This is a genomic window from Anianabacter salinae, assembly GCF_019061145.1.
Lineage (GTDB): Bacteria > Pseudomonadota > Alphaproteobacteria > Rhodobacterales > Rhodobacteraceae > Anianibacter > Anianibacter salinarum.
Map to the genome: position 1 here is coordinate 355,847 of NZ_JAHQZS010000002.1, position 13,874 is coordinate 369,720.

Sequence of the window (13,874 nt, forward strand, 5' to 3'; positions counted from 1 at the left end):
CATCTGTCGGCTACCCCTCTGGTCATGAGGCTTAGATCGTGAGGCTTGCCAGCTTGAGCACACGATATATAGTCAAGTGACCGGGCCGGGGCGTCCCGTCCCAGGTCAAGCGAGCAGGCGGCACGGGCAGGGGAAGCATTCGGCGATGGATGGTGATTTCAGGACGAGTTTCGTACGTGAACCGGGAAGTCTTCGGCACCATCCCGCGCTGGTGCTGAACGCGGATTACCGGCCCCTCTCGTATTACCCGCTGTCGCTCTGGCCATGGCAAGAGGCGGTCAAGGCGGCCTTCCTGGACCGGGTCGACATCGTGGCGGAATACGACAAGGTCGTGCGCAGCCCGTCGATGGAAATCCGAATACCGTCGGTCGTCGTTCTCAAGGATTACGTCAAACCCCAGAAGCGCGTGGCCTTCACGCGCTTCAATCTTTTTCTGCGGGACGAATTCGCCTGCCAGTACTGCGGCGAGAAGGGTGATCTGACCTTCGATCACGTCATCCCGCGCGCGCGCGGCGGCATCACCAGCTGGGAAAACGTCGTGGCCGCCTGTTCGCGCTGCAACCTCAAGAAAGGCTCCAGAAGCCTGCGCCAGGTCGGCATGGCCCTGCGCAAGCCGCCGCGGCGCCCCGGCTCGGAAGAATTGCGCAATCTCGGCCGCAAGTTCCCGCCGAACCACCTGCACGAGACCTGGGTCGATTTCCTGTATTGGGACAGCGAACTCGAGGCGTGACCGCTCTTTGTGGTGTCAGTTGGCAAGGGCCTCCGCGGTGTCACACGGCCGCGGCGCGCCTGCACAGGTCATCTGCCTCGCCGTTGAGCGGAAATCCGAAGGCAAAGCCAATATCGCGGCCCGAGGTTTGAATTTGCCGAACCGCCGACCAGGTGCGTATCAAGGCGTGGACGCCGACAAAGGACCGCCGCGACATGACAGCCCCCACCAACCCCTCTTTCGACATCGCTCATCTTGGCCATGTCGAGATGCTGACCGATCGCTACGACGAAAGCCTTGATTTCTTCACCCGTGTCTACGGGCTGAAACTGTCGTACGACGATGGCACCAGCGCCTACCTGCGGGCCTGGGACGACTATGAATACCATACGCTCAAGCTGACCCGCGCGGACACCACCGGTGTCGGCCACATCGGCTACCGCGCCGCCAGCCCCGAGGCGCTGACGCGCCGCGTCGCCGCCATTGAGGCCTCGGGCTACACAACCCACGGCTGGCACGACGATGATCCGGGCCACGGCCGCGCGTTCCGCTTCGAAGACCCCTTCGGGCATCTCTTCGAGATCTACTACGACACCCGCCGCGCCGAACCGGATACCGCCGACGCCCCCGTGCTCAAGAACACCGCCAGTGCCTTCACCGGCGCGGCGCCCCGCCGGATCGACCACCTGAACCTGCTGGCGGATGATGTCGCCGAATTCCGCCGCTTCATGGAAACCTGTCTTGGCGCGCGCGTCACCGAATACATCGAACTCGACAACGGGCGCATCGGCGGCTGCTGGTTCACGATCAACAACAAGACCTACGATCTGGCCTGCACCGAAGAGCACGGCAAGGGCCACGGCCGCCTGCACCACGTCACCTACGCCACCGACCAGCGCGAGGACATCCTGCGCGCCGCCGACATTTTCCTGCAGAACGGCGTCCATATCGAAACCGGCCCGCACAAGCACGCGATCCAGGGGACATTCTTCCTCTACGTGTGGGAGCCTGCGGGCAACCGCGTGGAACTGGCCAACGCGGGCGCGCGCCTCATCCTCGCCCCCGACTGGGAGCCGGTAAGATGGACGGAAGCCGAGCGCAAAAGGGGCCAGGCCTGGGGCCTCAAGACGATCGAGACCTTTCATTCCCACGGCACACCGCCGGCCGAGTAGCCCCCGCGCTCACCATTTCACATCTTTGGTCCACAAATACCTCCGGGGGGTCTGGGGGGCAGCGCCCCCCAGCCGGTCGCCCGGCGCCAGCCGGGCGAAACCGGATCAGGCGATGACCTGTCCGATCCGCGCCCCCGCCGGGATCGTCGGCGTCGCCGCGTTCAGCCGCTCCTTGGCAAAGCCCGCCGCCTGCTTGTAGGCCGCCATGAAGGCGCCGCGCTCCTGCGCCGGGATCACCGCGTCGATGTCGTCGAACGTGCCGCCGCAGCGCTCGTCCACCATGTTCAAAAGCCCGAACGGCCCGGCGCCACGGTTGCGCAGTACCACCTCCGAAATCGGCCCGCACAGCTCGGCGTCATAGGCCGCCAGCGCGCGCGGAGTGAGGCCATGCTCCAGCAGCCTGGCCCCCAACACGCGCGCGTCCACCACCGCCTGGCTCGCGCCGTTCGAGCCGGTGGGATACATCGCATGGGCCGCATCCCCAATCAGCGCGGCGCGCCCGTCCACCCAGGTTGGCACCGGATCGCGGTCGATCATCGGGTTCTCATAGGCGATGTCCGCCCCGCGCAGCAGCGCGGGCACGTCCAGCCAGTCATAGCGGAAGCCGTCGAAGTGATGTGCGAAGTCGTCGATGGCGACGGGGCGGAACCAGCCTGCCTTGTCCCAGCCCGAGCTGTCGTCGACCGTGACTTCTGCGATCCAGTTGATGTCTGCCAGCCCGGTGTCGGGGTCGGGGTGCGAGATCGGATAGACGACCATCCGGTGCCGGTGCGTGCCGAGGCCCACAAAGGACGATCCCGACCGGATCGGCCGCGCCCGCGTCGTGCCGCGCCACATGATCGCGCCGCCCCAGTGGATCGGCGGCTGGTCCGGGTGCATCTGCGCCCGGATCGCGGAATGGATGCCGTCGGCGCCGACCAGCAGCTTGGCCCGCACCTCTTCGCGGCGCCCGTCCGCGTGGTCCACATGCGCGGCGATGCCGCCATCCTCGTTGCGGTAGCCCGTCACCTTCGCGCCCAGCGTCACCGCATCGGCGCCCGCCCGCGCGACGAAGGTGTCGTGCAGCAACACATGCAGGCGGCCCCGGTGGCAGGCGTATTGCGGCCAGTCATAACCCGCGTCCAGCCCGCGCGGCTCGGCATAGATGTCGTTGCCGTTGAGGCCCACCAACGCCCATTCCCGCGCTGGAATGCCGACGGTGTCCAGCGCGTCCGCGCCGATGCCAAGGTCAAAAAGCTCGCGCACCGCGTTCGGTTGCAGGTTGATCCCGACGCCAAGCGGTTTCAACTCTCGCACCTGTTCGTAGACATGCGCGCGCACGCCGATCTGGTGCAGCGTCAGGGCCAGCGCCAGGCCGCCGATGCCGCCGCCTGCGATGATGATGTCCGGATCTGCCATGCTTTTCTCGCGCTCCTCGTCCCTGCCGGACGGGTTTAGGCAGGGCGCGCGCGTCTGACAACCCGCTTCGCCCGCTTGCGCTTTGCGCCGCGCCGGGGCAGGGCAGGGACATGGAGATCGGGTTCACAGGTGGGCGGGTTCTGACCAGGGGCGGCTTTGCGGACGGCACGGCGTGGCTGTCGGCGGGGCGCTTTGCCGTGCACGGGGCCGGGCGCTGTATCGACGCCACGGGTCTGTGGCTGTTGCCGGGGGCCATCGACCTGCACGGCGATGCGTTCGAGCGGCATGTCGCGCCGCGCCGGGGGCTGGTGCTGGATATGGTCCCGGCGATGCCGGTGATCGAGCGCGAGATCGCCGCCTCCGGCATCACCACGGCATGGCTCGCACAGTTCTGGTCCTGGGAAGGCGGGATGCGCGGGCCGGAGTTCGCGCGCGCCCTGCTTGCGGCGCTGGATGCCGCGCGGCCTGGCTTGCGGTTGGACATGCGCGTGCAGCTGCGGCTGGAGACGCACATGCTGGACGACGCAGGCGCGGTTCTCGACCTGATCGCGGCGCACCGGCTCGGCTATCTCGTCTTCAACGACCATCTGCCCCATGACCGGCTGAGCGCCGGTTTGCCGCCGCCGCGCCTGCAGGGCTCGGCCGCCAAGGCGCGCCGGTCGCCGGGCGAGCATCAGGCGATCATGCAGGCACTCGAAGCGCGCACCGGCGAGGTGCCGGGCTTTCTGGCCGCTCTTGCGCCCCGGCTGGCGGCTGCCGGTGTGAGGCTCGGCTCGCATGACGACGAGACCGCCGAGACGCGCGCCCGCTACGGCGCCCTTGGGGCCGCGATCTGCGAATTTCCGACGACCCGGGCGGCGGCTGAGGCGGCGCGCGCGCGCGGCGAGCATGTCGTGATGGGCGCCCCCAACGTCGTGCGCGGGGCGAGCCACAACCGTGGCGGCGTGTCCGCCGAAAGCCTGATCGCGGACGGCCTCGTGGATGCGCTGGCGTCGGACTATCACTACCCCTCGCTCGTGGTTGCGGCCTTTGCGCTGGTGGATCGCGGCATTCTGGATTTCCCGCAAGCCTGGGCGCTGGTCTCGGCGGGCCCGGCGCAGGTGCTGGGGCTGACGGACAGGGGCCACATCGCCGAAGGGATGCGCGGCGATCTGGTGTTGCTTGATCCCAACACGCGGCGCATCGAGGGGTGCTTTGCCGCCGGGCGTCCGGTGTGGTTGTCGGGTGCTCTGGCGGACCGGGTGCTGGGCCGGGTGCTGGGATAGCCCTTGCCAAGCCTGCCGAACGCGCGCCACGTTGCGCCGCAAACCGGGGAGGTTCGCATGAAGATCGCGTTTCTGGGATACGGCGAGGCCGCGCGCGCCTTTGCCGCGACGCTAGGGGCCGAGGCTAACGCGCCTGCGTTCACCGCCTATGACATCAAGCTGGATGGTCCCTTGGCGCAGGACATGCGCGCCGCGATGGCGGCGGATGGCGTCGCGGTGGCTGACACGCCCGCTGCGCTGGCAGGGGCCAACTGGCTCATCAGCGCCGTGACGGCCGACCAGTCACTCAAGGCGGCGACGGCGGCCCTTGGCGCCCTGCGCGAAGGTATGGTGTTCGTCGACATCAACTCGGTGTCGCCCGGACGCAAGCAAGAGACAGCGGCGGCGGTGGCGGACACCGGCGCGACCTATCTCGACATGGCGGTGATGGCGCCGGTGCATCCGCGCGGCCACCGCACGCCGGTTCTGGTCGCAGGCGCGGTCGCACAGGCGGAACCGGCGCTGACGGCGCTTGGATTTGACTGGTCAATGGCGGGGGACGGCGTGGGCGACGCCACTGCGATCAAGATGATCCGCTCGAATTTCGTGAAGGGGCTCGAGGCGATCACGGTCGAGACGCTTCTGGCGGCAGAGGCGGCGGGGGTGCTGGACACCATCCTTGCCTCGCTGTCCAAAAGCTATCCCGGCCTCGGCTGGCCCGATCATGCCGCCTACCAGTTCGAGCGCACGCTGGTCCACGGTGCCCGCCGCGCCGCCGAGATGGAGGAAAGCGCGGCGACGCTGGACGCGCTTGGCCTGACCGGCGCGCTGGGGCGCGCCACCGCCGAGGTGCAGCGCGCCATGGGCCGGGCGGGCGAGATCGCCGCGCCGTCCGGCGATCTGGCCGACACCGTGCGGCGCACGCTGGCGGCCCGCCGCCGCTAGGTGTCCGCCCGTTCCGAACGCATGATCCTCGCCAGCGCACCGCGCCCCAGATCCGGCAGGCACATGCGCTGGGTGTAGCCGGGTTCGCGCGCGGCGGGGACGGTGTGCAGGATGTCCTTCCAGGCCACCGGCCCGACCGCGCTCGCGGTCATCCGGCCCAGCAGCAGGCTTTCGGCCTCCATCCCGTTGGCGATCAGCACCGCGTGCCGGTCCAGAAGGATGTGGCGATATTCGACCGGGCCGGTCTGCCGCGACAGGGCCAGCCCGTGGTCCACCAGCAGCTTGGCGCGCGCAAGGGCGCGGCGCCTGTCCAGCGCCTTGGGCCGGATCACCAGGCGGTGGTGCTGCGAGACCAGCGTCGGCCGGTCCGGCGCGCCGCGCCCGAAATGATCGCGCGGCACCAGGACGGGAACCTCTGTGTCCGTCTCATCGATCTTCTGGCGGTCGATGGTGACAGTGCGCCCCCCGGTCCAGACGATGGGCAGGTCGTTGCCGTGGATGTCCCGCACCAGATCGCCCGCTTTCAGCGTCTCGATCGCACGGGCCCCGCTTGGCGTGAGGATCATCGTTCCGGCGACGAAACAGGGCATGAAATTAGGCAGGGTAAAGGGTGTGTTGGCGTCGATGTCAAAGCTGAGGGACAAGCCGGAGAGGATCGGAAAGCCCGAGGGCGCGACAAGATAGACCTGCCCGCCAGCCTCGAAGGCGGCGACGGGGCGCGTGTCGAGCCTGATGCCCAGAAGCGAGATCGTCGAGAAGGTCCCGGCCCCGATATAGGTGATCGGCACGTCCGAGACGCCGTCCGCCGGGATGGACAGGGTCGACACCAGATTGTCACTTTGCGACAGCGTGCCGTCGAGGTCCGAAATGGTCGCCGCGCGGCCGCCCCCGGCGGAGTTGATGAGGTTGGAATTGACCAGACCCCCGGCATAAAGTCCCGCGACGCTCCCGTTATACGGGTATATGGTAAGGTCTGCGGTGCCCATCGGATCCTCTGGATCATCAAAGATGTATCTAAATGATAGCTATTTCCATTCGGTATCCAAGCATAGGGGGGTGGACGCCACGGAATGGCCCCTTGTCCGTCACATTGCCATCCAGATCGTCTTTGGATCATGGCTGAATGGCCACAAAGCCGCTGAAAAATAGTGCAATTCAACCGGAATGATTAATCTGAAAGGAACGGCCTTTCCCCGCGGGCGAAGTCTCGGGGTGGAATTGATTCTGGCTCAGCCTCCGGGTGAATGGCCGCAGCGCCAGAGTTCTCATTTCGGCATTACCTTGTGGAAATTCGGATTATCGGCATGGTTGCAGGTGTGGGTCGAGCCGCCTGCGCGCGTCTTCTGCGCCTGCGTCGGTCTGGCATCTCCGGGCAGGCAGGCCCTATCGTCTTGAGAGGCATCACCGCGCCTCACTTGCGCCCGCGGCGGGTCCGCCTCGGTCAACGCAATCGCCAACCGCGTGGCACCTGACGCGCCCCCTACATGACCCGGTGTTCACTTCTGCGAAAGTTCGCGGCGGGGCGGTCTTTCACGCTGTTGACGTGGCCCGGTCTGTCGGGCTTCATGCAGCTTACACGAGACGCGCTGCGGGCGTTTGGGGGGCGATCCATCGCCCGCCAGATCCGGCCCGGCCAGGTCCCCCTTGGGCGCGTCATGACGACCCGACAGGAAAGGCGACTGCCGATGCAATTGACCGACCAGCGCAAGATCGACGCGCCGCGCCAGACCGTCTGGGAGGCGATCCTGGATCCCGATGTGCTGAAGGCTTGCATCCCCGGCTGCCAGGAGATGACCGGAAGCGCCGAAGAGGGCTTCGAGGCCGTCGTCGTGCAGAAGGTCGGCCCGGTGAAGGCAACGTTCAAGGGGCAGGTCAGGCTGGAAGACATGACCGCCCCCTCCGAGGTGACACTGTCGGGCGACGGCAAGGGCGGCGCGGCCGGGTTCGCAAAAGGCTCGGCCAAGGTGACGCTGACCGAGGATGGCGAAGGCACGATGTTGACCTATGATGTGGATGCACGCGTCGGCGGCAAGCTGGCGCAGCTTGGCAGCCGCATCATCGACGGCTTTGCGAAAAAGATGGCGGACCAGTTCTTCGAACGCTTTCAGGCGGTTGTCGAAGGCGAGGGCGCCGAAGAGATCACCCGGGAACCCGATCCCGAGAAGAAGAAAAGCTGGCTTGGCCGTCTTGTCGGCTGACCCAACCCAAGCATTCGATCAGGGAGGATATGAATGACCAAGGTAAGCATGACGGTAAACGGCAAGAAGGTCTCGGGCGAGACCGAAGGCCGGACCCTTCTTGTCGAGTTCCTGCGCACATCGCTGGGCCTGACCGGCACGCATGTCGGCTGTGATACCTCGCAGTGCGGCGCGTGCGTGGTGCACGTCGACGGCGCGGCGGTGAAATCCTGCACAATGTTCGCGGCCGAGGCCGAGGGCGCGGACGTGACCACGATCGAGGGCATGGCGAACGCCGATGGCTCGCTGTCGACGATCCAGCAGGCGTTTCAGGATTACCACGGGCTTCAGTGCGGCTTTTGCACGCCGGGCATGGTGATGTCGGCGGCGGCGCTGCTCAAGGACAACCCGCAGCCCAGCGAGACCGAGGTGCGCGAATACCTTGAGGGCAACATTTGCCGCTGCACCGGCTATCACAACATCGTCAAGGCGATCATGGCCGCAAGCGGGCAAAAGGTTCAGGCGGTGGCCGCCGAGTAACGGCCCAAGCCTTATCGCCCGGGCCGCACCTCAGAGGAGGGGGGAGCGGTCCGGATCGCACCGACATCGCGCGTGCCGCGCACGCAGCATCCCAAGGGAGGAGAAACACATGCCGAAAGATCATGGCATCGGCGCCGCTTCAAAGCGCCGCGAGGACGTCCGGTTCCTGACCGGAAAGGGCCACTACACCGACGACATCGATGTGCGCGGGCAGGCTTATGTTCATTTCCTGCGCTCCGACGTGGCGCATGGGCGGATCAACTCGATCGACGCTTCGGAAGCCGAAGGCATGCCCGGCGTGATCCGCGTCTTCACCGGCGCCGATTTCGAAGGCGTCGGCACGATCCCCTGCGGCTGGCAGGTCACTGATCGCCACGGCGAGCCGATGAAGGAACCCGCGCATCCGATCCTCGCGCAGGGCAAGGTGCGCCATGTCGGCGACCCCATCGCCGCCGTGGTCGCCGAGACCCGCGAACAGGCCCGCGACGCCGCCGAGGCGCTGATGGTCGACATCGAGGAGTTGCCCGCCGTCATCGACATGAAGAAGGCCGTCGCGGACAGCGGCACGCTGGTGCATGACGATATCGGCACAAACCTTTGCTATGACTGGGGTTTCGTCGAGGAGAACAAGGGCGCCGTGAACGCCGCGTTCGAAAAGGCGGCGCATGTCACCACGCTTGAGCTGGTGAACAACCGTCTTGTGGCCAACCCGATGGAGCCGCGCGTGGCGGTGGGGGACTATTCGCAGCACAACGACGAATCGACGCTCTACACCACCTCGCAGAACCCGCATGTGATCCGGCTTCTGATGGGCGCCTTCGTGCTGGGCATCCCCGAGCACAAGCTGCGCGTCGTGGCCCCGGATGTGGGCGGCGGGTTCGGCACCAAGATCTTCCACTATGCCGAAGAGGCGTTCTGCACCTTTGCCGCCAAGCAGTTGAAACGCCCGGTGAAATGGACATCGTCCCGGTCCGAGGCGTTCATGTCCGACGCGCATGGCCGTGACCACGTCACCAGGATCGAACTGGCGCTTGACGGTGACGGCATCTTCCAGGCGATCCGCACCGAAACCTACGCGAACATGGGCGCCTATCTGTCCACCTTCGCGCCGTCGGTCCCGACCTGGCTGCACGGCACTCTGATGGCGGGCAACTACCGCACGCCGCTGATCTACGTGAACGTGAAGGCGGTGTTCACCAACACGGTGCCGGTCGACGCCTATCGCGGCGCTGGCCGCCCCGAGGCGACGTTCCAGCTGGAACGGGTGATCGACAAGGCCGCGCGCGAGCTGGGGATGGACCCGGTGGAGCTGCGCCGCAAGAACTTCATCACCGAGTTTCCCTACGCGACCCCGGTCGCGGTGGAATACGACACCGGCGACTACAACGCGACGCTCGACAAGCTCTTGGAGATCGCGGACGTCGCGGGCTTCGACGCCCGCCGCGCCGAGAGCGAGAAGAAGGGGATGCTGCGGGGACTTGGTCTCAACTGCTATATCGAGGCCTGCGGCATCGCGCCGTCGGCCCTTGTTGGCCAGTTGGGCGCGCGCGCCGGTCTGTATGAGAGCGCCACCGTGCGGGTCAACGCGACCGGTGGTCTGGTCGTGATGACCGGCAGCCACAGCCACGGGCAGGGGCACGAGACGTCCTTTGCCCAAGTGGTCGCCGACATGATCGGCATCGCCGAGGATCAGGTCGAGATCGTCCACGGCGACACCGCCCGCACCCCGATGGGCATGGGCACCTACGGCTCGCGCTCTCTTGCGGTTGGCGGGTCGGCCATGGTCCGGGCGACGGAAAAGATCATCGCCAAGGCCAAGAAGATCGCGGCGCACCTGCTGGAAGCTTCCGATGGCGACATCGAGCTGAAGGACGGCCAGTTCACCGTGGCGGGCACCGACAAGCAGGTGGCGTGGGGTGACGTTTGCCTTGCCGCCTATGTGCCGCACAACTACCCGCTCGAAAGCCTTGAGCCGGGGCTGGAGGAAACCGCGTTCTACGATCCGGCGAACTTCACCTATCCCGCCGGCGCCTATGCCTGCGAGGTCGAGATCGACCCCGAGACCGGCAAGGTGCGCATCGACCGCTTCGCCGCCGCCGACGACTTCGGCAACGTGGTGAACCCGATGATCGTCGAGGGGCAGGTCCATGGTGGTCTGGCCCAGGGCATCGGGCAGGCGCTGCTGGAAGGGTGTTCGTATGACGAGAACGGCCAGCTGATCTCGGCCAGCTACATGGACTACGCCATGCCGCGCGCCGACGATCTGCCGATGTTCTCGGTCGACCATTCGGCGCAGACGCCCTGCACGCACAACCCGCTTGGCGTGAAGGGCTGCGGCGAGGCCGGGGCGATCGGGTCTCCGCCTGCCGTGGTCAACGCGGTGGTCGATGCGCTGCAGCGCGCGGGGCACACCTCGGTCTACCACGTCGACATGCCGCTGACCCCGTCGAAGGTCTGGAGCGCGATGCAGGGCTGATCCGATACTCCGGCGGCGGTCCATGTGGCTGCTGCCGGATTTGCGTATTTGCACAAGGAAGAAGCCGAAGGGGACAAGCGCCCCGGCTTCGAGAGGGAGTTGAGAGATGTACAATTTCGAGATCGAACGCCCCACGACGCTGGCCGACGCGGTCGCGGCGATGGGGGCGGAAGGCGCGCAGGCGCTGGGGGGCGGCCAGACGCTGATCCCGACGCTGAAGCAGCGGCTGGCGATGCCCGAGAAACTGGTGTGCCTGTCGGGCGTGGGTGAGATGAAGGGCATCTGCACCGACGATCAGGGGCGGCTCTGCATCGGCGGCGCGACCACGCACGGCGTTGTCGCGGCCGAGGTGGCGGCGACGTTCCCGGGGCTGGCGTCGCTGGCGGCGCGGATCGGCGATCCGGCGGTGCGCAACCGTGGCACCATCGGTGGATCGGTCGCCAACAACGACCCCGCCGCCTGCTACCCGGCAGCGGTGCTGGCGACCGGCGCAACGGTCAAGACCGACAAGCGCGAGATCGCGGCGGACGACTATTTCCAGGGCATGTTCACCACAGCGCTCGACGAAGGCGAGGTCGTGACGGAAGTGAAGTTCCCGGTGCCTGAAGTGTCGAATTACCAGAAGTTCGTCCAGCCTGCCTCGCGCTTTGCGCTCACCGGCGTGTTCGTTGCGAAGTTCGCGGACGGCGTGCGGGTCGCGGTCACGGGGGCGTCGAACAACGGCGTGTTCCGCTGGGCCGAGGCCGAGGAGGCGCTGTCGGGCAATTTCTCGGGCGATGCGATCGAGGGGCTGACGGTGGATGCCGCCGACATGATCGGCGATCTGCACGGCACACCGGCCTACCGCGCGCATCTGGTGAAGGTGCTGACCAAGCGGGCGGTCGCGGCGGCGACCTGAGGCGACTGAAGGCCGACCTGGGGCCCCGGTGCTGTCTGGCGCCGGGGCCTTTTGGTCCGACCGGCGCGCTGGTGGCGCGTTCGGGAGCGAGGGGCCAGCCCCTCGCGCTCCCCGGAGGTATTTTTGGACCAAAGATGAGCAGGGGCGGGTTTGGGTGGCCACTGGTGGCGGCCTCCGGGCGGCGCTAGGGTCGCGGGCATGAAGCTTGATGACCGCGATATCCAGATCCTGTCGATCCTTCAGCGCGAGGGGCGGATTTCCAAGACCGCGCTGGCCGAGCGCATCAACCTGTCGCCGACACCCTGCTGGGAGCGGCTGAAGCGGCTGGAGGCCGCCGGGCTGATCGTGGGCTATCGCGCCGAGATTTCGGCCTCTGCGATGGGGCCGCATGTCACGGTGTTCGTCGCGGTAGAGCTGGAAGGTCATCGCGCCGCCGACATGCGCCGGTTCGAAACCGCGGTTCAGGACATCCCGGAAGTGGCCTTCGTCTGGGCGGTCGGCGGCGGCTACGATTATCTGATGCAGGTGATCGCGCGCGACATCGACCGCTATCAGCGCGTGATCGACGGCCTTCTGGAGGCCGAGATCGGCATGGCGCGCTACTACACCCACATCGTGACGAAGCCGGTGAAGTCCGTATCCGGGTTGCCGCTGGAGTTGCTGCGCGGCGGCTGAACAGACCATCCGGACTGGCGGGCGCGGGCGCGGCAGGGGAATCCTCTGCCGGGACTGGGGATTTCGGAGGCACCTTCTGGCGCGGGGCGGATATCACGGGGGCAATTCCAGACCCCGAGGAGATGCCGCCATGTCCCTGCACCAGTCGCTACCCGGCTCGGCCCTTGCCGATCTCGACGATCCCCGCCTCGTGCGCTCGTTTTCCTACATCGGCGGCAAATGGACCGCGGCAGAGGACGGCGAGACGATCCCCGTCACCGATCCCTCCACCGGGGCCTGGCTGGGCGATGTGGCATCGCTGGGCCGCGCCGAGAGCCGCAGCGCCGTTGATGCCGCCGATGCCGCCTATTGGGACTGGTCGCGCCGCTTGCCGCAGGAACGGGGCGCGTATTTGCGCCGCCTCTACGAATTGATGCTGGCGCACAAGGAAGACCTGGCGACGATCATGGTGCTGGAGCAGGGCAAGCCGATCAGCGAGGCGCGCGGCGAGATCGACTATGCCGCGTCCTTCCTTGAATTCTACGCCGAAGAGGCGCGGCGCCCCAACGTGGAGTCCGTCACCTCGCACCTGCCGGACGCCGAAGTCGAGGTCTGGCGCGAGCCTGTGGGCGTGGCCGCGCTGATCACGCCGTGGAATTTCCCCTCGGCGATGCTGACGCGCAAGGCGGCGGCGGCGCTGGCGGCGGGCTGCACCGTGGTCGCGCATCCGTCGTCGGAGACACCGTTCTCGGCGCTGGCGCTGGCGGAACTGGCCGAGCGCGCGGGCATCCCGGCGGGCGTGTTCAACGTGGTGACAGGGCAGCCTGCCACAGTGGTCGAGCCGTGGTGCGCCGACAAGCGGGTGCAGGCGCTGTCGTTCACCGGCTCGACCGAGATCGGGCGGCTTCTGTATCGCCAATGCGCCGACACGGTGAAGACGCTGATCCTGGAATTGGGCGGGCACGCGCCGTTCATCGTGTTCGAGGATGCGGATATCGACCAGGCGGTGGAGGAGGCCGTGAAGGCCAAGTTCGCAACCTCGGGGCAGGACTGCCTTGGCGCGAACCGGTTCTTCATCCACGACCATCACTACGACGCCTTCTGCGAGAAGTTCGCGGCAGCCACGGCGGCGCTTACGGTCGGGCAGGGCATGGATGATCCCGACATCGGGCCCTTGATGAACGCCGCCGCTGTCGCCAAGCAGAAGGCGCATGTTGCGGACGCGCTCGACAAGGGCGCGCGGCTGCTGACGGGCGGCAAGGGGCATGACAAGGGCCCGCTGTTCTATCAGCCGACCGTTCTGGCCGATGTGCCCGACGATGCGCTGATCCTGCGCGAGGAAACCTTTGGCCCGGTCGCCGCGATCACGCGGTTCACGGATGAGCAGGACGTGACCGACCGCGCCAATGCGCTGGATTACGGGCTGGTCGCCTATCTGCACACGCTCGATCCGCGCCGCATCTACCGGATGAGCCGCGCGCTGGCCTTCGGCATGGTGGCGGTGAACCGCACGAAGGTTACCGGCGCGCCGATCCCGTTCGGCGGGATGAAGCAGTCGGGGCTGGGCCGTGAAGGGGCGCGGATGGGCATGGAGTGCTTTACCGAGATCAAGTACGTCTGCCGCGACTGGGGCTGACGCGTCGTATTCTGCGCCGCCCAGG

12 protein-coding genes are annotated in these 13,874 nt (G+C 67.1%); 10 read left to right on the forward strand and 2 right to left on the reverse strand.

What is annotated here, in order from left to right:
- Nucleotides 1-145 precede the first annotated feature (145 nt).
- A complete protein-coding gene (locus KTJ87_RS06340) occupies nt 146-730 on the forward strand; it encodes an HNH endonuclease (RefSeq protein WP_267138258.1) in 585 nt (194 codons plus the stop codon).
- A gap of 194 nt (nt 731-924) precedes the next feature.
- Nucleotides 925-1,881, forward strand: a complete 957-nt coding sequence (locus KTJ87_RS06345) for a VOC family protein (RefSeq protein WP_267138259.1) — start codon at nt 925-927, stop codon at nt 1,879-1,881.
- Between the two features lie 105 nt (nt 1,882-1,986).
- Here KTJ87_RS06345 and KTJ87_RS06350 read toward each other — a convergent pair whose 3' ends face one another.
- Nucleotides 1,987-3,279 (reverse strand): flavin-dependent oxidoreductase, encoded by a 1,293-nt coding sequence (locus KTJ87_RS06350; RefSeq protein ID WP_267138260.1) that lies wholly within the window; start codon nt 3,277-3,279, stop codon nt 1,987-1,989.
- Nucleotides 3,280-3,389: 110 nt separating this feature from the next.
- On the opposite strand from KTJ87_RS06350, the gene KTJ87_RS06355 reads away from it, so the two are divergent.
- Both KTJ87_RS06355 and KTJ87_RS06360 read left to right on the forward strand, forming a co-directional pair.
- Nucleotides 3,390-4,544, forward strand: a complete 1,155-nt coding sequence (locus KTJ87_RS06355; RefSeq protein WP_267138261.1) for an alpha-D-ribose 1-methylphosphonate 5-triphosphate diphosphatase — start codon at nt 3,390-3,392, stop codon at nt 4,542-4,544.
- Nucleotides 4,545-4,601: 57 nt separating this feature from the next.
- The gene (locus KTJ87_RS06360) at nt 4,602-5,468 is read left to right on the forward strand and encodes an NAD(P)-dependent oxidoreductase (protein ID WP_267138262.1); all 867 of its coding nucleotides are present in this window, start codon (nt 4,602-4,604) and stop codon (nt 5,466-5,468) included.
- Here KTJ87_RS06360 and KTJ87_RS06365 read toward each other — a convergent pair.
- Nucleotides 5,465-6,454 carry a Hint domain-containing protein gene (locus tag KTJ87_RS06365; protein ID WP_267138263.1) on the reverse strand — a complete coding sequence of 330 codons (990 nt, stop codon included), beginning with the start codon at nt 6,452-6,454 and terminating at the stop codon, nt 5,465-5,467. The genes KTJ87_RS06360 and KTJ87_RS06365 overlap by 4 nt on opposite strands.
- A 699-nt stretch (nt 6,455-7,153) precedes the next feature.
- On the opposite strand from KTJ87_RS06365, the gene KTJ87_RS06370 reads away from it, so the two are divergent.
- From KTJ87_RS06370 to KTJ87_RS06395, 6 genes are all read left to right on the forward strand, one after another.
- A complete protein-coding gene (locus KTJ87_RS06370; RefSeq protein WP_267138264.1) occupies nt 7,154-7,666 on the forward strand; it encodes a CoxG family protein in 513 nt (170 codons plus the stop codon).
- A gap of 33 nt (nt 7,667-7,699) precedes the next feature.
- Nucleotides 7,700-8,185: a (2Fe-2S)-binding protein gene (locus tag KTJ87_RS06375; protein WP_267138265.1), complete on the forward strand. Its 486-nt coding sequence runs from the start codon at nt 7,700-7,702 to the stop codon at nt 8,183-8,185.
- Between the two features lie 109 nt (nt 8,186-8,294).
- Entirely contained in the window at nt 8,295-10,661 is a 2,367-nt protein-coding gene (locus tag KTJ87_RS06380; protein ID WP_267138266.1) for a xanthine dehydrogenase family protein molybdopterin-binding subunit, read from the forward strand.
- A 106-nt stretch (nt 10,662-10,767) separates the two neighbouring features.
- Nucleotides 10,768-11,559 (forward strand): FAD binding domain-containing protein, encoded by a 792-nt coding sequence (locus KTJ87_RS06385; RefSeq protein ID WP_267138267.1) that lies wholly within the window; start codon nt 10,768-10,770, stop codon nt 11,557-11,559.
- Nucleotides 11,560-11,757: 198 nt separating this feature from the next.
- Nucleotides 11,758-12,234 (forward strand): Lrp/AsnC family transcriptional regulator, encoded by a 477-nt coding sequence (locus KTJ87_RS06390; protein WP_267138268.1) that lies wholly within the window; start codon nt 11,758-11,760, stop codon nt 12,232-12,234.
- Between the two features lie 130 nt (nt 12,235-12,364).
- Complete coding sequence (locus KTJ87_RS06395; protein WP_267138269.1) at nt 12,365-13,849, forward strand: NAD-dependent succinate-semialdehyde dehydrogenase; 1,485 nt, start codon at nt 12,365-12,367, stop codon at nt 13,847-13,849.
- Nucleotides 13,850-13,874 lie beyond the last annotated feature (25 nt).